Annotated in this window: 13 protein-coding genes; 8 read left to right on the top strand and 5 right to left on the bottom strand. The window is 64.3% G+C overall.

What is annotated here, in order from left to right; genetic code table 11:
* Nucleotides 1–19: 19 nt before the first annotated feature.
* Entirely contained in the window at nucleotides 20–10,861 is a 10,842-nt protein-coding gene (locus H7F36_RS21585) for a VCBS domain-containing protein (RefSeq protein ID WP_187052688.1), read from the bottom strand.
* 299 nt (nucleotides 10,862–11,160) lie between these two features.
* Between H7F36_RS21585 and H7F36_RS21590 the strand changes: the two genes are divergently transcribed.
* Entirely contained in the window at nucleotides 11,161–11,661 is a 501-nt protein-coding gene (locus H7F36_RS21590; RefSeq protein ID WP_187052689.1) for a pyridoxamine 5'-phosphate oxidase family protein, read from the top strand.
* 106 nt (nucleotides 11,662–11,767) lie between these two features.
* Here the strand turns inward: H7F36_RS21590 and H7F36_RS21595 are convergent, their stop codons facing one another.
* The 4 genes from H7F36_RS21595 to H7F36_RS21610 all read right to left on the bottom strand — a co-directional run bounded on the left by H7F36_RS21595 (nucleotide 11,768) and on the right by H7F36_RS21610 (nucleotide 17,188).
* Nucleotides 11,768–14,377 (bottom strand): bifunctional aconitate hydratase 2/2-methylisocitrate dehydratase, encoded by a 2,610-nt coding sequence (locus H7F36_RS21595; RefSeq protein ID WP_187052690.1) that lies wholly within the window; start codon nucleotides 14,375–14,377, stop codon nucleotides 11,768–11,770.
* A 118-nt stretch (nucleotides 14,378–14,495) separates the two neighbouring features.
* The gene (locus H7F36_RS21600) at nucleotides 14,496–15,143 is read right to left on the bottom strand and encodes a hypothetical protein (protein WP_261802432.1); all 648 of its coding nucleotides are present in this window, start codon (nucleotides 15,141–15,143) and stop codon (nucleotides 14,496–14,498) included.
* Nucleotides 15,144–15,171: 28 nt separating this feature from the next.
* Complete coding sequence (locus H7F36_RS21605; RefSeq protein ID WP_187052691.1) at nucleotides 15,172–16,167, bottom strand: HpcH/HpaI aldolase/citrate lyase family protein; 996 nt, start codon at nucleotides 16,165–16,167, stop codon at nucleotides 15,172–15,174.
* Nucleotides 16,168–16,201: 34 nt separating this feature from the next.
* Complete coding sequence (locus H7F36_RS21610) at nucleotides 16,202–17,188, bottom strand: malate dehydrogenase (protein WP_187052692.1); 987 nt, start codon at nucleotides 17,186–17,188, stop codon at nucleotides 16,202–16,204.
* Nucleotides 17,189–17,344: 156 nt separating this feature from the next.
* Here H7F36_RS21610 and H7F36_RS21615 point away from each other — a divergent pair, with 156 nt between their 5' ends.
* From H7F36_RS21615 to gltA, 7 genes are all read left to right on the top strand, one after another.
* Nucleotides 17,345–18,100 carry a GntR family transcriptional regulator gene (locus H7F36_RS21615; protein ID WP_187052693.1) on the top strand — a complete coding sequence of 252 codons (756 nt, stop codon included), beginning with the start codon at nucleotides 17,345–17,347 and terminating at the stop codon, nucleotides 18,098–18,100.
* Nucleotides 18,101–18,244: 144 nt separating this feature from the next.
* Nucleotides 18,245–18,691, top strand: coding sequence for a succinate dehydrogenase, cytochrome b556 subunit (sdhC, locus tag H7F36_RS21620; RefSeq protein WP_187052694.1), 447 nt, complete (start codon nucleotides 18,245–18,247; stop codon nucleotides 18,689–18,691).
* 10 nt (nucleotides 18,692–18,701) lie between these two features.
* Entirely contained in the window at nucleotides 18,702–19,067 is a 366-nt protein-coding gene (sdhD, locus tag H7F36_RS21625) for a succinate dehydrogenase, hydrophobic membrane anchor protein (protein ID WP_187052695.1), read from the top strand.
* Nucleotides 19,068–19,071: 4 nt separating this feature from the next.
* Nucleotides 19,072–20,880 (top strand): succinate dehydrogenase flavoprotein subunit, encoded by a 1,809-nt coding sequence (gene sdhA / locus H7F36_RS21630; protein WP_187052696.1) that lies wholly within the window; start codon nucleotides 19,072–19,074, stop codon nucleotides 20,878–20,880.
* 48 nt (nucleotides 20,881–20,928) lie between these two features.
* On the top strand, nucleotides 20,929–21,630 hold the full coding sequence (locus tag H7F36_RS21635; protein ID WP_187052697.1) for a succinate dehydrogenase iron-sulfur subunit: 702 nt from the start codon (nucleotides 20,929–20,931) through the stop codon (nucleotides 21,628–21,630).
* Nucleotides 21,631–21,640: 10 nt separating this feature from the next.
* Nucleotides 21,641–21,955: a succinate dehydrogenase assembly factor 2 gene (locus tag H7F36_RS21640; protein WP_187052698.1), complete on the top strand. Its 315-nt coding sequence runs from the start codon at nucleotides 21,641–21,643 to the stop codon at nucleotides 21,953–21,955.
* An 18-nt stretch (nucleotides 21,956–21,973) separates the two neighbouring features.
* The gene (gene gltA, locus H7F36_RS21645) at nucleotides 21,974–23,284 is read left to right on the top strand and encodes a citrate synthase (protein ID WP_187052699.1); all 1,311 of its coding nucleotides are present in this window, start codon (nucleotides 21,974–21,976) and stop codon (nucleotides 23,282–23,284) included.
* The last annotated feature ends 37 nt before the right edge of the window (nucleotides 23,285–23,321 follow it).

Genomic DNA, 23,321 nt, shown 5'->3' on the forward strand with positions numbered 1-23,321 from the left:
AAAACGGGGGAGCGCTGCTTCATCGCGGCGCGGCGGGCACTTTGACGCGCACCGGTTCCCGATGGTGCTGCTGCACCTTGACCCGGTCACGCACCGTGCCGCGCTCGGCGGCGGTGGCCTGGAGCCGGTCGGTGAAAGAGCGCGCGGGTCGGGCCGTTGTCGCGATAGGCAGCACCACTGCTTGCGTCGATGCATCTGCACCCGAAATGACGATGCGCTCACCGGCAAAGCCGTTGAACCGACCGAACAGCGCATTGCCGTCACCGTCCAGCGCGCTTTCGCCGAGGCCCTTCTTCGCCAGCGTCAACTCGACGTCACGCACCATCGCCAGCGAGAACGCAACGCCGTCGCGGCTCACGTGCTCGGCCGGGTCCATGTACTGCGTGATGCCGAAGTTGTAGGTGCTGGCGTCGCGGCGATCTTCTTCGTACGGCTGGTCCATGCCGCCCGCAACCCGTGTCGCGATGCCGTCCGTGAATGTCTGGCTCAGGCGCTGCGACTCGCGCACCGCCAACTGCACGAACAGCGCGGGCTGCATGCTCTGCGTGACGGTGCGCACCGGCGTGCGGAAGTCGCTCGGCCAGATTTGGTCGCCGGCCGGTGGCAGCCGCGACGACGCGCCTTTGATCGTGACCACCAATTGCGCGACGCTGGTGCTGCCGTCCGAATCGGTGATGGTGTAGCTGAACACCTCCGTCAACGTCTTGCCCTCGCCGAGCGCTGCCACGCGGGCGTTGCTGCCGTTTACCGCGTACGTGTAGCTGCCGTCGGCGGCCAGGCGCAACGAACCGTAGGCGCCGGCCAGCGGCGCACCGCCGACCACCCCGGCACGGCCTTCGAACGAAAAGCCGCTGACAGGCGTCGGCGTGTAGTCGGCACCGATGCGATCGGCCACGTCGCCGGGCCCGCGGCCAGGGCCGCCGACGAGATTGCCTGCCACCGTGGCGCCCGGCAAGGCAGTACCGATCGAGGCGGCGTCGCTGCGCGCGGTCGGCACGTCGTCGACGACCAGCACGGTCAACGTGCCGCTGGTGGTGTAGCCATCGCGGTCGCGCACCGTGATGGTGATCGGGTCGGTCACCGGACCACCTCCGTGCTGCTGCCTGCTGCCGAGCGTGTAGCTGTAGCTGACGACGCCGGTCGTTGCGTCGTAGCCGGTCAGGGTGATCTGCCCGATGCGGGTGTCGATGACCACCGGCACACCGCCCAGATTGCCGAGCTGCGCCGGCGTCACCGCGGTGCCACCGACCACGATGCCGTCGAGCCCGTCGGGCGCGCCGATGACGAATTGGCCGATGGCCGTCTCGCTCGGGTCGGCCGCATCGCCCAGGCCGTGTTCGCTCACGCTTGCCCGGCCGGTTGTCGTGGGCCCATCCCTCTCGCCCTTGCCAGCGCTGCCGCCGTTGGGGATGTTGAGCGTGGGAACGTCATTCGTCCCGTTGATGGTGATGGTCAACGTGGCTGCCGACGAGTCACCATCTGCATCGGTGATGGTATAGCGCACGATCTCTGTCAGCGTCTCGCCGGCGATCAGGTGTTGCACCGCCGGGTTGCTGTTGTCGAGCGTGTAGCTGTAGCTGCCATCGGGGTTGACGACGACGTGGCCGTACGCCGTTGTCAGTGGACTGCCGACGGTGCCGATGGTGCCGCCGAAAGCGATGCCCGTCACCGGCACGCCGTTGGCGTTGTCGGCACCGTTCAGGTCGTTGCTCTTCACGTTGCCGATCACCGTAGCCGGTCCGTCTTCGGTCACGGCCGCAGCGTCGTTGGCCGCGACCGGCACGTCGTCGACGACGCGCACCTGCAGCACACCGCTGCTGGTGCCGCCGCCCGCATCGAGCACCGTGAGCGCCACTGCATCGACGCTTTCGGTTGCTCCCGGCTGCGCCACCTGGCCGGTCAGCGTGTAGGTGTAGACGATGTTGCCGGCGATCGGCACCGCACCGTTCAGCACGACGCCGTTGAAGCCGGTGAGCGTCAGCGTGCCGTCCGGCGTTGTGATCGTGATCGGCGTGGTGCCGAGGGCCTGCAGCTGCGCTGCGGTGACGACCGTGCCACCGATCGTGACCGACCGCAATCCATCGGCCGCGGCGACCGCGATGGTGCCGGTGTTGCGCTCGCTGGTGTCGGGGCCGCCCGGCCCGTCGACCAGTCCATGCTCGAGCACATCGGTTTGCCCAGTGGCTGCACCGTTGCCATCGACCGGCACGATCGATGGTCCGGCTGCTGCGTCGGTATGGCCCTGGATGGTGATGGTGAGCGTCGTCGGCGACGTGTTGCCGTCGCCATCGGTGATGGTGTAGTTCACCACCTCGGTCAGCGTCTGGCCGGTCTTCAGTGCGTTGACGGTCGGGTTGGTGTTGTCCAGTGTGTAGACGTAGCTGCCGTCGGCATTCAGCGTGACCGTGCCGTAGGCGGTCGCAAGCGCGTTGCCCACGGTGCCGTTCGTTCCACCGAAGCCGACCGCCGTCACCGGGCCGCCCGCGGCAACGCCGTCTGCGCCGATGCGGTCGTTCGTGGACACGTTGCCACCGACCGTGCCGGGCGTCGCGTCTTCGATGATCGTGGCCGTATCGGGCCGGGCCGTGGGCACGTCGTTGACGATGCGAACGGTCAGCGTGCCGCCGGCCGTGCCGGTGCCCGGCGCACTGGCCAGGTCGGTCACCACCAAGGCAATGGCGTCGACGCTTTCAGTGGCGCCCGCCGGCTGCGATTGCGTGGCGTTCAGCGTGTAGCTGTAGGCCAGGCTGCCGCTGGTGGGTACGCCCGTGGGCGAACCACCGACACGCGAATCGACCGTGAAGCCCGTCAACAGCAGCGTGCCATCGGCCGTGGCGATGCTGACCGGTGTGCCGCCCGACAGCGCCGCGAGTTGCGCCGTGGTCAGCACGGTGCCACCCACGCTCACTGTTTTCAAGCCGTCCGCGGCGCTGACGGTCACGGCGCCTGTGGCGGTACGACTTTCCCCGGCAGGACCATCCGAGGTGAGACCCGATTCGAACACCGTGGCCTGCCCGCTCGATCCGCCGTTGCCATCGACCGGCGTGATGGCCGGTGCGCCATCGGTATGGCCCTGGATGGTGATGGTGAGCGTCGTCGGCGACGTGTTGCCGTCGCCATCGGTGATGGTGTAGTTCACCACCTCGGTCAGCGTCTGGCCGGTCTTCAGTGCGTTGACGGTCGGGTTGGTGTTGTCCAGCGTATAGACGTAGCTGCCGTCGGCATTCAGCGTGACCGTGCCGTAGGCGGTCGCAAGCGCGTTGCCCACGGTGCCGTTCGTTCCACCGAAGCCGACCGCCGTCACCGGGCCGCCCGCGGCAGCGCCGTCTGCGCCGATGCGGTCGTTCGTGGACACGTTGCCACCGACCGTGCCGGGCGTCGCGTCTTCGATGATCGTGGCCGTATCGGGCCGGGCCGTGGGCACGTCGTTGACGATGCGAACGGTCAGCGTGCCGCCGGCCGTGCCGGTGCCCGGCGCACTGGCCAGGTCGGTCACCACCAAGGCAATGGTGTCGACGCTTTCAGTGGCGCCCGCCGGCTGCGATTGCGTGGCGTTCAGCGTGTAGCTGTAGGCCAGGCTGCCGCCTGAAAAACCGATGAGCGACAAAGTGCCCTTGCCCGTGTCGATGACGATCGGCGCGGCCGGCGTCAAGGCGGCGAGCTGCGCTGCGGTCACGTCGACGCCGCCGACATCGATGCTCTTCAATCCGTCCGGTGCACTCACCGTGATCGAGCCGGTGGTAGTGCGGCTTTGCCCGCCGGGACCGTCGGGCGTCAGTCCCGATTCGAAGACAGTCGCCTGGCCCGTGGCAACGCCGTTGCCATCGACCGGCGTAATGACCGGTGCGCCATCGGTGCGACCCTGGATGGTGATGGTCAGCTGCGCGGTGTCGATGCCACCATGGCCGTCCGACAGCGTGTACGTATAGACCTCGGTGAGCGTCTGCCCGTTCTTCAATGCGTTGACCGTCGGGTTCGCGTTGTCGACCGCGTACGTGTAGCTGCCGTCGGCGTTGAGCACCAGCGTGCCGTACGCGCCGGCGAGGCCGGACCCGACCGTGCCCGCCGTGCCGGTGCCGGCTTCAGACCCGGTTCGCACAGCGCCGATCGACAGATCCGCGATGCGGTTGTCGACGTCGGTGTCAGCCACGTCGCCGGCCGCGCCGAGCGCGATCACGTTGCCGGTGATCGGTGCGGTGTCTTCGCCGACCGAGCGTGTGTCGTCGTGCGCGACCGGCAGATCGTCGACCGCGGTGATGCGGATGGTGCCGGCCAGCACGTTGCTGTCGAGCGCTGCGGGTCCGCCTGCGTTGGCGCCGCCGACCTGCGTGTTGTTCCCGTCGTTCACCACGATGGTGTAGCTGCGGTCGCGATTGGCCGGCGTGTCGTAGTGGGTCGGGTTGTCGTTGCTGCTGCGATAGGCCACGCGCTCGATGGCGTCCTGGACTTGTGCCGCCGTGGTGCTCGGGCCGAAAGTGATGACCAGCGGCGTGCCGCCGGTGCCGCCACTGACCGAGAAGCCTGCCGGAAGCGGCGTGCCGGAAAGCCCGGAGACGACCAGTTCATCCCCGGTGAAGTAGGTCGCACCCAGGCTGACGGTGACGCTGCCAGAGCCGAAAGCGGGCAGGCCCGGCGTGGTCGACAGGTCGACGTCGTACAGGATCGCGGAGCCTGCAGTGACCAGCCGGACCTCCGGCACACCGGGCGTGTTGGCCGCATTGGGATATTCCGCCACGTCGCGAATGCCCGTCGTGCCGCCCAGCACCGGTGCGTCGTTGGTCGGCGTGACGGTGACGTCGAAGGTGCGCGTCGTGACGAGATGGTTGTCCGTGCCGTTCTCGTACGAATAGACGCCATGGTCGCTATTGCTGCTCGGCGCCAGCACGCCGGGTCGCGCGCCCGTGTTCCCGTTGTCGTCGACCACCACGGTCACCGCGAAGGTGCCGTTCCAGTCGGCCGAAGTGCCCGGGCCGCCCGCATCGGGGTCCGGCAACCGAACCACGATGGTGTCGACGCGGTTGTTGATCTGGGTCAGCGTGCCGGTCAACACGACCGACAGGCCATCGCCAGAAATCACGGCCGTGCCGCCGGCGCCGCCGACGGCCGTGATCGCGAAGCCCGACGGCACCGAGACGGTGGCCGTCAGGATGCTCGTGGCCTGCGCATCCTGGTCGCTGATGTCGATGTTGTTGAGCGTGACCGTGCCACCGGCCTCGGCCACCGTGAGCGGTGTGCCGTCGATGTGCGAGGGGTCGTTGAGGGCCGACGGAAACACCGTGCGGTAGCCCCGGCTCACGTTGGCGCTCAGTGCCGCGATGTCGCTGGTCGTCGCTGCATAGGGGTCCACCGCCGTGATCGGCACGGGTGTCGTTCCGTTGGCGGGCAGGCTCGCGTTCTCGCCGCCATTGGCGGCCGTGCCTGTCAGGTTGCCCAATGCATCGCGCAAGCGGTCGTCGGCAATGACTTCGACGTGATAGCCCTTGTCGGTATTGGCCAGCGTGCCCTCCAGCGCCACCTGCAGGCCATCCAAATAGCTCTGCACCTGTGCCCGCGTGCCACGGATGACCAGCGCGCTTCCAGTGCCGCTGTAAACGCTATCGACGCTCAGGCCCGCGACCGTGTGGTCCGACTGGATGACGACCGCGCCGACGTAGGCTCCGGCGGCCAACGGCGTGCCGTTGGTTTCGGTGATGCGCACGGTCACCTGCAGGAAGTCGACTTCCCCGGTGGTCACGTCGGCGGTGTTGCCGGCGCCGTTGTCGATGTCGTTGGTGATGTCGAGGTCGTTGACGTCGAAGCCGGTGACGGCGGAAGGTGCGGTGCCGCCGGTGAGAAACAGCGGCGTGTCGGCCACGGCGCCACCGGTAAGCGACACGACGGGCGCATCGTTGACCGGCACGATCGTCAGCGCGATCGTCAGGTCCGCCGGCACGTTCGAAACGCTGCCGCTGCCGACGTCCCCGCCGATGCGTGAGCCGCTGTCGTCGACCGACATGCGCAAGGTGACATCGCCAGCGGTCGTGCCATTGAGGTCGTTGTTGACGTTCAAGGCGCTCTGGTAAGTCAGCCCGGTCGCCGCGCCGCTGTTGAGCAGAAACTCGATGTCGCTGGCACGGCCGGTCAGCACCAATGCGCCGGTGTTGTCGCCCTGCACCGTCACCGCCTGATGGCCGCTCAGCGTGACGCTTCCCTGCGTCGCACTGCCGCCCACGCCCAGGGTGCCGCTGGGCACCGTGAAGGTCACGCTCACGGGCGTATCGAATGCAGCCGACTCGGCGTCCGACACGGCGAAGCCGCCGCCGATGTAAGTGGGTTGGTCTTCGTAGACGGTCTTGGATGAAGGCGCGCTCGTCGCGACGGCCTCGTTCACGTCCGATGCATACACACGCACCGAGGCCGCCGAGATGTTGCCGACGATGTCGCCGGTGGTCGGCACCGCGTTGCCGTACCACGTGTACGCGGTGGTCGGCACCGGCGCATCGGTGGTCGCCGGGTCGACGGTGTCGTTCAACGTGCCGCCGTTGGCGCCTGTGGTCAACACGCCCGCACCATCGCGCAAGCGGTCGTCGGCGATCACCTGGACCTGGTAGACCGCGTCACGGTCGCTGCCGAAGGTGACGGTGAGCCCGGCGAGCGCCGTATTCACCTCGGCGCGCGTGCCCCTCAACGTGAGGTAGTCGCCCGCGCCGTCTTTGTCGCCATCGCGTGTGGCGCTCCCCAGTGTGGTGGTGTCGATCGTCACACCCGTGTAATCACTGGCGCCGAAAGCCGTTCCGGTGCTGTTGAGCAGGCGCACCGTCACCTGGATGAAGTCCTGCTCACCCGCCGTGATAGCAACGAGGTCGGGGTCGGCCACGCTGAAGCCCGCGACCGGGTTGTCTGCTGCGATCGTGCTGGCGAGAGCGATCGGGCCGGCCGGTGCCGTCACCACCGGTGCATCGTTGGTCGGCGTGACGTAGATCCAGAACTCGGTGTTCGCCTGTTCGCCGCCGCCGTCGGACAGCGCGAAGGTGAACTTGTCGTCTTGCCCGGTGGCGTACGCCGTACCGGCGGTTTCGGTGCCGTCGTGCACGTAGAAGACCCGGCCGGCTTCGATGTCGGCCTGGGTGAACGACGAGTTGACGCCGAGCACTTTGACCGTCGCGCCGCCATCGGTGGAGTACGCGACGTAGCCGTGTGCCGGCGCGCTCGTGATGCGGTATTGCACCTGTGTGGCGGTGCTGTCGGGGTCGTAGGCCTGCAAGAGCGCCGAGCTGATGACGGCCTTGCCGCCTTCGTTCACATAGAGCGGATCGTTGGTCGGCGCATGGTTGGATGGGGCTGCGACGGCATTGGGCGAGTCCGACGGCACCGTCGGATCGGCCAGGTCGGGCCTTGCCGCGATCGTCGGCGGGTCGTTGACGTTGGTGATCTGGATGTTGACCGGGCCGGTGTTCGACGAAGCGCCCCAGCGATCGACGGCGTGCAGGTTGAACGAGGCGCTGCGCGTCTCCGAGCCGTTGCTGACGAAGCGCAGGCCCGTGGTGCCGGCGTCGCCGGTGATCAGCGATGCATCGATGAGCGTGGACCCGATGACGACGTTGTTCCAGTGGCCGCCGCCATCGGTGGAGTACTGCAGGGTGCCGCCTGCAGGCGCAGTGTCGATGACGAACTTCAGCGCGTTGGCGCCGGTCGCATCGTTGTTGACGGCGTAGTTGGTACCGCCGCCCGCAAGCGCCGTGGTGCCTTCGAGGTAGGGCTCGCTGGTCGCGTCGTCCGGGTCTGAAATACGGAGTTGCCCCGTCGTGATGCCTACCGTCGCGCCTTCGGCGACCACCGCGGCCGACCCGCCGGTCACCACCGGCGCGTCGTTCACCGGTTTGATGAAGAAACTGAAGGTGGTGGTCCAGTTGTCGGGGTGCACGGTACCGGGATTGGCAGGGTCCGCCACCAGCACGCCGGCCGACGCAGACAGTCGCACGCTCGACTCGAAGTCTTCGCTGTCGGGGTTGTGTTCGTAGCGGACCGCACCGTTGTTCAGGTCGGCCTGCGTGAAGGTGTCGTACGCATTGAGCTTGATCCAGCTACCGCCGACCAGGCGCTCGATAGCGCCGTTCCAGTTGGGGTCGCTGACGCCGTCGAGCCCGAGGATGGTGTAGACCACCTGCGACGGTGGCACGCCGTCGACGGTGTAGCTCAAGCCCGGCGCGGCCGTGAAGTCGGAGCCGGTCCCGCCCAGAACCACCGAGCCGTTTTCGTCCAGCACACCACGCGCTGACCCCGAGGTGTTGGTGCCGGCGTACGAGGAGTCCGCGTGCGCAGCGAGGTAGGTCGGCGCCGTGAACTGGGAGGTGTTTCCGGTCGGCGTCGGCTGCAGGTCGATGGTGAAGTTGAAGGTGTGCAGATGGTCGTCCGCCAGATTGCCCGGTGTACCGCGGTCGTCGTAGACACCGCCCACGCGCTGCAGGCTGGTGCCGTCGCTGTTCCAGCGCAGGCTCTGGGTGTTGTCGACCAGCTGGAAATCGAAGGTGTCGGTGTCTCCTGCGACCGCGCCTGCCGTTTGCACGTACTGCACGCGACCGGCGCGCACATCGGCCATGGTGAAGACGCCACCGATGGGCAGCAACTTGCCGTCGAGCAACAGCGAGCCCTGATCGAGCCCGGCCTGCGACGTGACCGCGAAAGTCAGCCGGTCGTCGCTCGAGTCCACATCCGTCGCGTTGAGCAGCGCGGTCGTGAGCGTGACGGCATACGGCCCGCGATACGTTCCCAAGTTGTCCCCCGCCGCCGTCACCGTAGCGACCGGCGTCGGCGATGACGTCAGAACCGGGTCGTCGTCGATAGGGCGCACGTTGATGCCGATATGGGTCGTGCCCGTGACGCCAGGCGTGCCCGTGCCGCCGCCGCCGTCTGCGACCACCACATCGAAACCATCGGCGTACGGATAGGGCGTCGAAGGGTCCTGGTCGCGGTTGCCGGTGTTGCTGTAGGTGAGTCCGCCGCGCGCCGTGTAGGCGAAGGTGAAACCGGCCGTGATGTCGTCCGCCGTGACCAGGTGGCCGGTGGTGTACGTCACGGTCGAGCCGTCGGTCAGCGTGACCGTGCCTGCGAAGAAAAGCGTGCCGTCTGTCGGCAGCGCAGTGAGGCGAACGGTGAGCGTGCCATCGGCATCGTCGCCACCTCCCGAGGCGGTGATGAAGCTGCCGACATCCGACTGCGCCGTGGCACCGTCGTGCGCATTGGCAGGCTGGCCTTCGTAGATGTTTCCCGAGCCCGAGGCCGTTGGCAGCTGGTTGAACGGCGTGATGTTCAGCGTGATGGTGGCGGGGTCTGAAAGGTTGGCAGGCGTCGCGCCGTCGTTCACCTTGACCGTGAAGCTGTCGGCGGTGTTCTGGTCGGCGCCGATGCCGGTGTGCACGTAGATCACGTGGTTCGCGATCACGTCCGCCTGCGTGAAGACCGAGCCCACGCCGAGTCGGTTGCCGTCCAGCGAGAGATAGCCGTAGCGCGGGTTGCCAGTGACCGAATAGACGATCTGTCCGGGCGTTTGCGTCGGTGTCGCGGCATCGACTTCCGGGTCGCGGGCGTTGAGCGTCGTGGCAGTCAGTACCGTGCTGCCCACCTCGGCCACGCTTTGCGACGAGTCGCCCAGAACGGTCGGGTCGTTGGAAGGCGTGACCGTGACGGACAGCGTCTTCGTCGCGGTGAGGGACGGCGTCGCCGAGTCGGCAACGGTCACCCTGATGACGGCTTGTGCGGCGGTCACGCCGAGTTCGGTGTCGGTCGCATGAAAGACGATGCCGTTGAGCCAGGTGTTGGCCGCTGCCACGGTCCCGCTGAAGGACAGCGACGACGCGGCATTGCCGGTGGCGCCCGCCGTCAGGCCGCCGACGATCGTGTCGGGATTGCCGTCTGCCGCGCCGTTGACCACGCCGTCGACGGACACGGTGACGGACACGTTGCCCGATGCATCGGCAATGGTCCAGCCACTCAACTGCACCGCGTCGGCGCCGGGTGCATTCAGCGTGCTCGGCTCGGCGACGTTGAGCTTGGTCACGGTCGTGTCGACCGTCGGCTGCGCCAGCAGGCCGTCGTATCCAGCGTCGGCGAAGGGCTTGGCCTCGATGTGGCCGACCGATGCTTCGAGCGTCCAGTCGCCGCCCAGCCGCGCCGCACCGGTCGCGTTGGTGGAGGCCGCGATGTCGGCCCCGGTCAGGCTTGCCATCTGCAGCAGCAGGCCATTGCCTTGCTGGGCCACGTCGCATCCGTACAAAAGGATGTCGCCATTGGCGGTCAGGCTGGCGCCGATGGCTTGCCATGCCGCGGCATGTTCGGCGATGTTGTCGGTCGTGATCGTGCTGTTGCCGAGCGTGATTTCGCCGGCAGCGCCGTGGCTCACGATCGACAGCGCGCTGATATCGGTGCGACCCCTGAGCGCGTTCGCAAGTTGCGTTGCGCCGTCGGAGTTCGCGTCGATCAGGATCACATCGCTGCCCTTGGGCAACGCGCCGACGATCTGCTGCCAGTCGGCCACGCTCTGGTCTACGACATACACGACGTGAGGAGCGGTTTCAGTCGACGGTGCAATCGCCAAGGCGGCGATGGAGCGGTCGGCAGACTCCGTCGATATCGCGGGAGTGCTTTGGGTGCTGTGGTCCGCGGCATGGTCCACACCGCGATTGGCCGGCGGCACGAGCGGCGAAACAGATGCAGCAGCGGGCGGAGGAAGCGGCGCCTCGGCGTGATGGCCGTCGGTTGAATCTGCGGAATGAGCGGCGGCTGCCACCACGAGCGCGGCTCCGTCGAACAGTTGGCGGCTTTCGAGTGCGTAACGGTGCGATTGCGGCCGAAGAAGTGAAGCGAGACGGGTCAGGGGCGGCATTCGTGAGATCCACTTAACACTTAAGCATTCACAGTGGCACTGCAATGCTTGCAAGAGTTGTCAATAAGATGTGAATGTTAGTGCTCATTGTGTAAATAACCCGCGTCGGCACTCGACTCGATCCTCGAACGTTGTGTTCATGACGAACAAACGAACGCCTTCTTACTAATTCATGCTTGTGTACGTAAGACCTCATTCGTCAGCATGGGATGACACAAGGTCGCGTCATAGGCAACTGTCCGCAGCGCCATCAGGCTCGTACGTTCGGTTTTTCAAACCTCACTGGCAGACCACCGAACATGACCACCACCAACGAACACGACAAGCTCTTCGACCTGATCAAGGACACGCGCTTCGGCATGCTGACCCACCGTCATAGCGACGGTCAGTTGCACAGTCACCCGCTGACCACGCAGAACAAAAAGGTCGATGAGGCTTCGACGCTCTACTTCTTCGTGCCGAAAGATGGCGACATCGCCCGGCACGTGGCGAGCGACGGCAGCGTGAACGTGGCGTATGCCAACACCGATGCCGACAGCTATGTGTCTGTCACGGGTCAGGCGTCGCTGCTGGAAGATCAGGCCAAGAAGAACGAACTGTTCAACCCTGCCGCCAAGGCGTGGTTTCCCAAGGGTCCGACCGACCCGAACGTGGGTTTGCTCGCCGTCAAGATCCTCGATGCGGAATACTGGGACGTTACCGACAGCAAGATGGTCCAGCTCTTCAAGATAGCCAAAGCCGCGATGACCGGCGAGCCACTGAAAGATCTGGGCGAGCACAAGAAACTGAACGTGACCTGAGGCTCCGGATCCGGTCGCCGTGCAGCGACTAAGGCCGGTCCGCGGTCAAAAAAAAGCCCCGCGACGCGGGGCTTTTTTATGGGCAGGCGCCGCGGTGGCCGTCAGGTCAGGCCGCTACGGTGTCCGCCACCGCCTGGTATTCCTCGATCTTGTCGAAGTTGAGATACTGATAGATCTGTGCGCTCGACGCATCGAGCACGCCGACGCTGTCCATGTACTCTGCCTTGGTCGGGATGCGACCGAGGCGCGAGCAAATAGCGGCCAGCTCGGCGCTGCCCAGGTATACGTTGGAGTTCTTGCCCAGTCGGTTGGGAAAGTTCCGGGTGCTGGTCGACATGACCGTCGCGCCTTCGCGTACCTGCGCCTGGTTGCCCATGCACAGCGAGCAGCCCGGCATCTCGGTGCGCGCGCCGGCATTGCCGAACACGCCATAGTGGCCTTCTTCGCTCAGCTGCTGCGCATCCATCTTGGTCGGCGGTGCGATCCACAGCTTGACCGGAATGTCGCGCTTGCCTTCGAGCAGCTTTGACGCCGCGCGGAAGTGACCAATGTTGGTCATGCACGAGCCAATGAACACTTCGTCGATCTGCACGCCCGCCACGTCGGACAGCGTCTTCACATCATCCGGGTCGTTAGGGCAGGCACAGATCGGTTCGTGGATGTCGGCCAGGTCGATCTCGATGACGGCGGCGTAGTCCGCATCGGCGTCGCCCTTCATCAACTGCGGGTCGCGCAGCCAGGCTTCTTGCGCAGCGATGCGGCGCGCCAGAGTGCGGCCGTCTGCATAGCCTTCGGCGATCATCCAGCGCATCAACGTGATGTTGCTGTTGATGTACTCCATGATCGGCTCCTTGTTCAGGTGCACCGTGCAGCCTGCCGCCGAGCGTTCGGCCGATGCGTCACTGAGCTCGAAAGCCTGTTCGACCTTGAGGTCGGGCAGGCCTTCGATCTCCAGGATGCGGCCTGAGAACACATTGACCTTGCCTTGCTTGGCGACAGTCAACAGGCCGGCCTTGATGGCGTACAGCGGGATCGCGTTGACCAGGTCGCGCAAGGTGACGCCGGGTTGCATCTTGCCCTTGAAGCGCACCAGCACCGACTCGGGCATGTCCAGCGGCATCACGCCGGTGGCGGCAGCAAAAGCCACCAGTCCGGAGCCGGCCGGAAAGCTGATGCCGATCGGGAAGCGCGTGTGGCTGTCGCCGCCGGTGCCGACGGTGTCGGGCGTAAGCAGGCGGTTCAACCAACTGTGGATCACGCCGTCGCCAGGGCGCAGCGAGACGCCGCCACGCGTGGCCATGAAGTCTGGCAGCTCGTGGTGCATCTTGACGTCGACCTTTTTCGGATACGCCGCGGTGTGGCAGAACGACTGCATGACGAGGTCGGCGCTGAAGCCCAGACAGGCCAGGTCTTTCAGCTCATCACGAGTCATCGGGCCGGTCGTGTCTTGCGAGCCCACGCTGGTCATCTTCGGCTCGCAATAGGTGCCGGGGCGTACGCCCTGCTGATTGCCGTCGACCACTGGCAGACCGCAGGCGCGGCCGACCATCTTTTGCGCAAGCGTGAAGCCTTTGTGCGTGTCGACCGGGCTGATCGGCAAGCGGAACAGGGTCGACACCGGCAGGCCGAGCGCTTCACGCGCCTTGGTCGTCAGGCCGCGTCCGATGATCAAAGGAATTCGGCCACCGGCGCGCACTTCGTCGAACAGCACGTCGCTCTTGACCTGGAACTCGGCGATGACCTTGCCGTCTTTCAATGCCTTGCCGTCGTAGGGACGCAGCTCGACCACGTCGCCCATTTCCATCTGGCTCACGTCGAGCTCGATCGGCAGTGCGCCCGAGTCTTCCATCGTGTTGTAGAAGATCGGCGCGATCTTGCCGCCCAGGCAGACGCCGCCGAAGCGCTTGTTGGGCACGTACGGGATGTCTTCGCCGGTGAACCACAACACCGAGTTGGTGGCGCTCTTGCGGCTGGAGCCGGTGCCGACCACGTCGCCGACATAGGCCACGAGGTTGCCGCGGGCCCGCAGGTCCCCGATGAACTTCACCGGGCCGCGCTTGCCGTCTTCTTCGGGCAAGGCACGCTCATCGAGGCCGGGGCGTGCGTTCTTGTGCATGGCTAACGCGTGCATCGGAATGTCGGGGCGGCTGAAGGCATCGGGCGCCGGCGACAGGTCGTCGGTGTTGATTTCACCGGGCACCTTGAAGATGCTGACGGTGATGCTTTGCGGAACTTCGGGCCGGCTGGTGAACCATTCGGCATCGGCCCAGCTTTGCAGCACGGCGATGGCGTTGGCATTGCCCTTGTCGGCCTTTTCCTTGACGTCGTGGAACTGGTCGAACATCAACAGGGTTTTCTTCAAGCCTTCGGCTGCGACCGGCCCGACTTCCGGGTCGTCGAGCAGGTCGACCATCGGGCTGATGTTGTAGCCGCCGAGCATGGTGCCGAGCAGTTCGGTCGCACGGGCACGCGACATCAGCAACGTCTTTTCGGTGCCGTGCGCCACGGCCGCCAGATAGCTGGCCTTGACCTTGGCCGCGTCGTCGACGCCGGCAGGCACGCGGTAGGTGATCAGGTTGAGCAAAAACTCGCCGTCTTTCGACGTCGCGTTTTTCATGAGCTCGATGACTTCGGACGTTTGCTGCGCGGTGAGCGGCAGCGGCGGAATGCCGAGTGCAGCGCGCTCGGCAACATGATCAACGTAGGCTTGCAACATCTTTTTCTCCAGAACGGGGCAGATTGGGACTGCCGGAAAGCAGGGGCGGAAAGCGGAGCGGCTCGAGCGACAAGCAAGAGCCGCGCCGCGGGACAGGCCCCCAGCGGTAGGGCAGCGATTACTTCTTGACGGGCTTTTTCGCGGTCGAGGTCGGAGCAGGAGCGGCCGCCTGGGTCGCAACTTCAGTGCTCTTGGTATTGGCTGGTGCATCCGCGCCCTCGAACAAGCTCTTCGGCGGGTTCTTCTTCATTTCTTCCGCAAACGCGACCTGCTCTGCCGTCTGGCATTCGTCGGCGATGCGCAAGCCGGCCGACTGGTTCATCAGCATCGACTTGTTGCCGAGCTGCAGCCACACCGCGCCCTGGCGTGGGTCTTCGAGGCGAATGGCGCCGGTGCGGCTTTCGACCGGGTGCATGCGGAAACGCTGATTCTTGGTGCTCACGGAGAAATAGCCCGGCTTCTTTTCGTCGAGCTGCACCGACACATCGGCGCCGAGTTCGCACTGCGCGCGGCCGACCGAAACGCGACGGGCGACGGCCAGATCGGCCTCGGACAATTCGACGTCGACTTCCTGGCTCACAGGCGTCACTTCTTCCACTGCCTTGGCTGCGCGGCGCGTGACCTGGCGCTTCTTGGGCTCGGTTTTTGCGGCCGCTTGCTTCGTAGCCGCCGTCGTTGCGGCGGGCTTTGCGGTGGTCGCAGTTTGCGCAATGGCTGCCAACGGCAAGGCCAGCGCGAGGGCGGCGATCAGAGCGAGTTTTTTCATGGAGTCTCCTTGATGAGGTTCGTGGGGTTCAGGAATCCGGGCCAGCAAACCAGGCCTGGGCTTCAGAGGGGAGCGCGCGCCCGGTAGCGTGCGCGCGCGCGAGGACTTGCCAAAAATGGCGATAGCTGGCGCGGTCGTGCAGCGCGCCTTCGAAGCTGACCGGCGCCCAGTCTGCGCCGACTGCGGCCAGCAAGATTCTTGTCGCGACGTGGATCTGCGCTTCGTCAGGCGCAAACGCGTCGAGGATGGGTCGGATCTGGTTCGGGTGGATGCTCCACATCCGGGTGTAGCCGAACAGGGTCGCCGCTTTTTTTGCGGCAGCGCGCATCGCATCGATGTCGCTGAATTCGGTCACGACGCAATGCGACGGCACCTTGCCGTACGCATGCGCCGCCGAGGCGATGGCCAGCTTGGCGCTCACCACCAGCGGATGAACGAACTGCCCGATGGCACCCATGCCATCGGCCGGAATCGCGCCGGCATGTGCCGAAACGAAATCCATCAGTCCAAAGCTGAGCGACTGCACGCGTGGATGCGCAGCGATCTCGAAGGCGTTGTGCACTGCCAGCGGCGATTCGATCAGCACGTGCAGCGGCAATGCCTCTGCATCGACCGCGTCGAGTGCAGCGACGGCTTGCAGCACATCGGCGATCGACTCGACCTTCGGCACCATCAGATGGCTCAAGCTGCCCGCGGCACGACCGGCGATGGTCATCACGTCACCCGGAAACGCAGGATGGTCGACAGGATGCACCCGCACACCGACGCGCATGCCGGGCTTGGCGCCCAACGCGAGTTCGGTTACCAGCGCAGCGTGTTCGGATTCACCGCCGACCGGCGCGCCGTCTTCGCAGTCGAGCGTCACATCGAAGACACAAGCGCCGAACTCTTCGGCCATGTCGGCCTGTAGCGCGAGACTTTTTTTCATACGGGCTTCGACGCCACTGTAGTGATCGCAGACCGGCAGCACGATCGCGCCAGCCTGCGCACCCAACAGCACGTCGCCGGGATGGGCTGTCTTCATGTCTGGCGCCGCAGCTCGAGCATCGGCGACGCGATCAGAGCAGGTGAGCGACGCCGGCTTGTTCGTCGGTCAGTTCCTTGAGCGTCTTGTCGATGCGCTCCTGGCTGAAGGCGTCGATCACCAAGCCTTCGACGATCTTGTATTCACCGTTTTCACAGGTGACCGGGAAGCCGAACATGACGTCTTTCGGAATGCCGTATTCGCCATTCGACGGGATGCCCATCGTCACCCATTTGCCGTGGGTACCCAGGGCCCAGTCGCGCATGTGGTCGATGGCGGCGTTGGCAGCCGAAGCTGCCGACGACGATCCGCGCGCTTCGATGATGGCAGCGCCGCGCTTGCCGACGGTCGGCAAGAAGGTGTTGGCGTTCCATTCCTGGTCGTTGATCATCTTGGCGACGCTCTCGCCGTTGATGGTCGCGAAGCGGTAGTCGGCGTACATCGTGGGCGAATGATTGCCCCACACGGTCAGCTTTTCGATGTCGGCCACCGGCTTACCGGTCTTGGCGGCGATCTGGCTGGCAGCGCGGTTGTGGTCCAGGCGCAGCATGGCGGTGAAGTTCTTGGCGGGCAGGCCCGGCGCGCTCTTCATCGCGATGTAGGCATTGGTGTTGGCTGGGTTGCCGACCACCAGAACCTTGACGTTGCGGCTGGCGACGGCGTCGAGCGCCTTGCCTTGCGCCGTGAAGATCGCGCCGTTGACGGCCAGGAGTTCAGCGCGTTCCATGCCCGGCCCGCGGGGGCGCGAGCCGACCAACAAAGCGTAGTCGGCATCCTTGAAAGCCGTCATCGGATCGCCATGGGCTTCCATGCCGACGAGCAGCGGGAAAGCGCAATCGTCGAGTTCCATCATCACGCCTTTGAGCGCTTTTTGCGGGCCTTCAACCGGCACTTCGAGCAGTTGCAGGATGACCGGTTGGTCTTTGCCGAGCATTTCGCCGGAAGCGATGCGAAACAACAGGGCGTAACCGATTTGGCCGGCTGCGCCGGTGACGGCAACGCGGACGGGTTTTTTGCTCATGGGGAGACTCCAGAAGGTGAGAAACAGGTGGCGGACGGGTGTCGGGAGGCGCAGGGCCGGCCGGCATTTTATGCCCATTCGAGGTTTCGATGGCGCCCGTCTTATGTCTTATATAAGATTGAAGGCCAGCACCGCCGCGGTGCATCGTCTCATTGAATGAACAACCGCACTGTCCTCGAAGCCGTGACGCCCTCTTTTAGCCCGTTGTACCAGCAGATCAAGGCGCTGATATTGCAGAGCTTGCAAGCCGGCGAATGGAAGCCGGGCGAACCGATTCCGAGCGAGATGGACTTGGCAGCGCGTTTCAGGGTCAGCCAGGGAACTGTGCGCAAAGCGATCGACGAACTCGCGTCAGAGAACCTCGTCGTGCGGCGCCAAGGCAAGGGCACTTTCGTCGCGACGCATGCCGAGCACCAGGTCCAGTACCGCTTCTTGAAGCTCGTGCCGGATTCTGGTGACACCGATGCAGAAGGGCCTGCCCAGCGCACCATCGTCGACTGCAAGCGGCAACGCGCTTCGGCGGACGTCGCGCGAGCGCTGGCCTTGCGCACAGGCGACGGCGTGTTGCAGGTGCGGCGCGTGCTGGCCTATGCGGGCGTACCCACCATTCTCGAAGACCTGTGGTTGCCCGGCGCGCCCTTCAAGGGACTGACGACAGAACGCCTGAGAGCTTCCCGTGGGCCGATGTATGCGCTCTTCGAAGCCGAATTCGGCGTACGGATGGTGCGGGCCGAAGAAAAAATCCGAGCCGTGCTGCCCGACGCGCAGCAGTCGAAATTGCTCGACGTAGCACCGGGCACGCCATTGCTCAGCGTGGAGCGAGTAGCCCACACCTACCACGATGCACCCATGGAACTGCGACGTGGGCTCTACCGCACCGACACGCACCATTACCGCAACGAACTCGGATGAGATTGCCCACGCGTGCACTGTGTTGACTCCGGGGTGCCCGCTGACGGATGGTGCATTGCAATAGAATTTTGTGTGCTTTGCACTTATGCCGAATAACAAGCCGACAAGCCATCCCGCTCGAAAAGCTACGAAAGCCATCTCCCCATGACAGAGCTTGCCTCCTCCCCCCGGCCGCGGCGCCGCGAGTTTCGCAACATCAATGCGTTCACCGACCTGACCACCTACCGGCTTCCGCCAGCCGGAATCGTCTCCATCTTGCACCGCGTCAGCGGCGCCCTGATGTTCCTGCTGATGCCGTTCATCATCTGGATGTTCGACACGTCGATCTCTTCCGACATTTCATTCGCACGATTCAAGGCCGCCTTCAACAGTGGCCTTGGCTTCGTTCCGGGATGGTTCATCAAACTGGTCGCATTGGCGCTCATCTGGGCGTTTTTGCACCACTTCATCTCCGGACTGCGCCATCTCTGGATGGACACCCACCACGCGGCAGTTACCAAGGAATTCGGAAAAACCTCGGCAATCGTCACGCTGGCGCTCAGCATCAGCGTCGCGATCGTTCTCGGCCTGAAGCTCTTCGGCGCTTATTAAGGAGCACATCATGGCAGTGAACTACGGCACCAAGCGCATCGTTGTCGGCGCGCATTACGGACTTCGCGACTGGCTGAGCCAGCGCATCACGGCGAGCCTGATGGCGCTCTTCACGATCATCGTGGTGGCACAGGTAATTTTTTCGCATGGTCCGATCGGCTATGACAGCTGGGCCGGAATCTTCGCGACCCAGTGGATGAAAGTTCTGACTTTTGTCGCCATCGTTTCCATGCTTTATCACGTCTGGGTCGGCATGCGCGACATCTGGATGGACTACGTGCAGCCAGTCGGCATCCGACTGACTGCCCAAATTTTCACGATCGTCTGGCTCGTAGCGTGCGCGGCCTGGGCCATCCAAGTGCTCTGGAGACTCTGATTCCATGTCGTATACCAAAGAACAAATCACCAAGCGCAAATTCGACGTCGTCATCGTCGGTGCGGGTGGCTCCGGCATGCGTGCCTCGCTGCAGCTGGCGCGCGCTGGCCTCAACGTGGCGGTGCTCTCCAAAGTGTTCCCGACGCGCTCGCACACGGTGGCTGCACAGGGTGGCATCGGCGCCTCGCTCGGCAACATGAGCGAAGACAACTGGCACTACCACTTCTACGACACCATCAAGGGCTCCGACTGGCTCGGCGACCAGGACGCGATCGAGTACATGTGCCGCGAAGCACCCAAGGTGGTGTACGAGCTAGAACACTTCGGCATGCCGTTTGACCGCAACCCGGACGGAACGATCTATCAGCGTCCGTTCGGCGGTCACACCGCCAACTACGGCGAAAAGCCGGTGCAGCGCGCCTGCGCCGCAGCCGACCGCACCGGCCACGCGATGCTGCACACGCTCTACCAAAAGAACGTGGAAGCGCGGACCCAGTTCTTCGTCGAATGGATGGCGCTCGATCTGATCCGCGATGACGACGGCGACGTCGTCGGCGTCACCGCGCTGGAGATGGAAACCGGCGACCTGCACATCCTGCAGGCCAAGACCGTGCTGCTGGCCACCGGGGGTGCCGGCCGTATTTTTGCGGCCTCGACCAACGCCTTCATCAACACCGGCGACGGGCTGGGCATGGCGGCTCGCGCAGGCATTCCTTTGCAGGACATGGAGTTCTGGCAGTTCCACCCGACCGGCGTGGCCGGTGCCGGCGTGTTGCTGACCGAAGGCTGCCGTGGCGAAGGCGCGATTCTGCTCAACAGCAACGGTGAGCGCTTCATGGAACGCTACGCGCCGACCATGAAAGACCTGGCACCGCGCGACTTCGTCTCGCGTTCGATGGACCAGGAAATCAAGGAAGGTCGTGGCTGCGGTCCCAACAAGGACTACATCCACATGAAGCTCGACCACCTTGGCGCCGACACCATCCACAAGCGCTTGCCGTCGGTGTACGAGATCGGGATCAACTTTGCCAATGTCGACGTGACCAAGGAGCCGATCCCCGTGGTGCCGACCATCCACTACCAAATGGGCGGCATCCCGACAAACATCAAGGGTCAGGTCGTGATCCAGAAGGACGGCGACAACAGCGCGGTGGTCAATGGCCTCTACGCCGTGGGCGAATGCTCCTGCGTCAGCGTGCACGGCGCCAATCGCCTGGGCACCAATTCGTTGCTCGACCTGTTGGTGTTCGGCAAGGCTGCCGGCAACCATATCGTCGAGTTCAACGACAAGCTGAAGGAGCACAAGTCGCTGCCAGCCGATGCAGCCGACCGCTCGCTCGAACGCCTGAACCAGCTCGAAAGTTCGAGCGAAGGCGAGTACGCCCAAGACGTGGCCAACGACATTCGCGCTGTGATGCAGCAGCATGCAGCGGTCTTCCGCAAGCAAGTCACGCTAGACGAAGGGGTCGTCAAGATCGCCGACATGCGAAGGCGCGTCTCGGGCATCACGCTGAAAGACAAGTCGCGCGTGTTCAACACGGCACGCATCGAGGCGCTCGAAGTCGACAACCTGATCGAAGCCGCGCAAGCCACGCTGATTTCGGCCGCCGCCCGCACCGAATGCCGCGGCGCGCATACGGTCGAAGACTACGAACGTCCGGCCGACGACGCAGCGGCACCGCTCGGCCGCGACGATACCAATTGGATGAAGCACACCCTTTGGTACAAGCAGGACAACCGACTGTCATACAAGCCGGTCAAGCTGCAACCGCTGACCGTGGCATCGGTTCCGCCCAAAGTGCGAACGTTCTAACGTCCACGTAATACCAGGCCAATACAAGGTTCAAAAAAGGTCACCACGATGAAGCGCACATTTCAAATCTACCGCTACGACCCAGACCGCGACGCCAAGCCTTACATGCAGACCATCGAGGTCGAACTCGAAGGCAACGAGCGCATGCTGTTGGACGCACTGATGAAGCTCAAGGCACAAGACCCGACGCTGTCGTTCCGGCGCTCGTGCCGCGAAGGCGTTTGCGGCTCCGACGCAATGAACATCAACGGCAAGAACGGTCTGGCCTGCCTGACCAATATGCTCACGCTCAAGGGCAATATCGTGCTGAAGCCGCTGCCCGGCCTGCCGGTGATCCGCGACTTGATCGTCGACATGACGCAGTTCTTCAAGCAGTACAACTCGATCAAGCCTTACCTCCAAAACGATTCGGTTCCGCCTGAAAAAGAACGCCTGCAATCGCCCGAAGAGCGCGAGGAGCTCGACGGTTTGTACGAATGCATCTTGTGCGCGAGCTGCTCGACGAGTTGCCCGAGCTTTTGGTGGAACCCTGACAAGTTCGTCGGCCCCGCCGGCCTGCTGCAGGCCTATCGCTTCATCGCCGACAGCCGCGATGAAGCCACCGCCGAGCGCCTCGACAACCTCGAAGACCCGTACCGCCTGTTCCGTTGCCACACCATCATGAATTGCGTCGATGTGTGCCCGAAGAACCTGAACCCAACCAAGGCGATCGGCAAGATCAAAGAACTGATGGTGCGTCGCGCTGTCTGAGGCTTTTGCCATGCAAGTCGTTGAAAATCCGGACGATTCGATCAGCGTGCGCGCGCTCAGCAAACTCCGGTGGCGCTGCCGCCGCGGCTTGCTAGAAAACGACCTGTTCATCGCCCGGTTTTTCGATCGGCATGAATCTCGCTTGACCTTCGGGCAGGCACACGCGCTTGAAAGACTGATGGATCTGGCGGACAACGACTTGCTCGACCTGCTGATGCGTCGCAAAGAACCCGAAGCCGAACTGGCAACGCCGCCGGTGATGGCGCTCCTGGCTCTCATGCGGGTATCGCAGACACCCGATCCCTTATCTTCATCCCGAACTTAAATCCGAAAGAAAGTTGCAATGAAAGCTTCCGACACCAAGGCCACCTTGTCGTTCAGCAATGGCGGCGACAACGTCGAGCTGCCGATCTATAAGGGTACGCTCGGCCCCGATGTGATCGACATCCGCAAGCTGTACGCCCAGACCGGGATGTTCACGTACGACCCCGGATTCATGTCGACAGCATCGTGCCAGTCGGCGATCACGTACATCGATGGTGACAAGGGCGAGTTGCTGTACCGCGGCTACCCCATCGAGCAGCTCGCGACCAAGTGCGACTTCCTAGAGACCTGCCATCTGCTGCTGTACGGAGAACTGCCCGACGCGCCGAAAAAAGAAGAGTTCACCAAGCTCGTGACCAACCACACGATGGTCAACGAGCAGATGCAATTCTTCCTGCGCGGCTTCCGTCGCGATGCGCATCCAATGGCGGTCATGACCGGCTTGGTCGGTGCACTGTCGGCCTTCTATCACGACAGCACGGACATCAACAATCCGAAGCACCGTGAGATCGCTGCCATCCGCCTCATCGCCAAGATGCCGACGCTGGTGGCCATGACGTACAAGTACACCGTGGGCCAGCCCTACATGTACCCGAAGAACGACCTGAGCTACGCAGGCAACTTCCTGCACATGATGTTCGCGACGCCCTGCGAGGAGTACAAGGTGAGCCCGGTGCTGGAGCGCGCGCTCGACCGCATCTTCATCCTTCACGCAGACCACGAGCAGAACGCGTCGACCTCGACCGTGCGCCTGTGCGGCTCGTCGGGCACCAACCCGTTCGCAGCGATCGCGGCCGGCGTGGCTTGTCTCTGGGGCCCGGCTCACGGCGGTGCCAACGAGGCAGCGCTCAACATGCTGGGCGACATCCAAAAGGCCGGCGGCGTCGAGAAAATTGGCGAGTTCATCAAGCAGGTCAAGGACAAGAATTCGACCGTCAAGCTGATGGGTTTCGGTCACCGCGTGTACAAGAACTACGATCCGCGCGCCAAGCTGATGCAAGAAACCTGCAAGGAAGTGCTGCAAGAACTCGGTCTTGAAAACGATCCCCTGTTCAAGCTGGCCATGGCGCTCGAAAAGATCGCCCTGGAAGACGAATATTTCGTGTCGCGCAAGCTCTACCCGAACGTCGACTTCTACTCTGGCATCGTGCAACGCGCCATCGGCATCCCGGTGCCGCTGTTCACCGCTGTGTTCGCGTTGGCGCGCACGGTCGGCTGGATCGCCCAATTGAACGAAATGATCGGCGACCCGGAATACAAGATCGGCCGCCCGCGTCAGCTGTTCGAAGGCTCGGTCCAACGCAATGTCAAGCCGATCGCATCGCGCTGAACGTCTTCCGGCTTGGTGATCGGTCCGGCGACGGGCC

Origin of the sequence: Variovorax sp. PAMC28562, assembly GCF_014303735.1 — a bacterium.
Classification (GTDB): Bacteria; Pseudomonadota; Gammaproteobacteria; order Burkholderiales; family Burkholderiaceae_C; genus Variovorax.

Bases quoted from the DNA above. Each gene is read 5' to 3' on its own strand.
- H7F36_RS21585 (WP_187052688.1), bottom strand. From the start codon at position 10,861: ATGCCGCCCCTGACCCGTCTCGCTTCACTTCTTCGGCCGCAATCGCAC.
- H7F36_RS21590 (WP_187052689.1), top strand. From the start codon at position 11,161: ATGACCACCACCAACGAACACGACAAGCTCTTCGACCTGATCAAGGAC.
- H7F36_RS21595 (WP_187052690.1), bottom strand. From the start codon at position 14,377: ATGTTGCAAGCCTACGTTGATCATGTTGCCGAGCGCGCTGCACTCGGC.
- H7F36_RS21600 (WP_261802432.1), bottom strand. From the start codon at position 15,143: ATGAAAAAACTCGCTCTGATCGCCGCCCTCGCGCTGGCCTTGCCGTTG.
- H7F36_RS21605 (WP_187052691.1), bottom strand. From the start codon at position 16,167: ATGAAGACAGCCCATCCCGGCGACGTGCTGTTGGGTGCGCAGGCTGGC.
- H7F36_RS21610 (WP_187052692.1), bottom strand. From the start codon at position 17,188: ATGAGCAAAAAACCCGTCCGCGTTGCCGTCACCGGCGCAGCCGGCCAA.
- H7F36_RS21615 (WP_187052693.1), top strand. From the start codon at position 17,345: ATGAACAACCGCACTGTCCTCGAAGCCGTGACGCCCTCTTTTAGCCCG.
- sdhC (WP_187052694.1), top strand. From the start codon at position 18,245: ATGACAGAGCTTGCCTCCTCCCCCCGGCCGCGGCGCCGCGAGTTTCGC.
- sdhD (WP_187052695.1), top strand. From the start codon at position 18,702: ATGGCAGTGAACTACGGCACCAAGCGCATCGTTGTCGGCGCGCATTAC.
- sdhA (WP_187052696.1), top strand. From the start codon at position 19,072: ATGTCGTATACCAAAGAACAAATCACCAAGCGCAAATTCGACGTCGTC.
- H7F36_RS21635 (WP_187052697.1), top strand. From the start codon at position 20,929: ATGAAGCGCACATTTCAAATCTACCGCTACGACCCAGACCGCGACGCC.
- H7F36_RS21640 (WP_187052698.1), top strand. From the start codon at position 21,641: ATGCAAGTCGTTGAAAATCCGGACGATTCGATCAGCGTGCGCGCGCTC.
- gltA (WP_187052699.1), top strand. From the start codon at position 21,974: ATGAAAGCTTCCGACACCAAGGCCACCTTGTCGTTCAGCAATGGCGGC.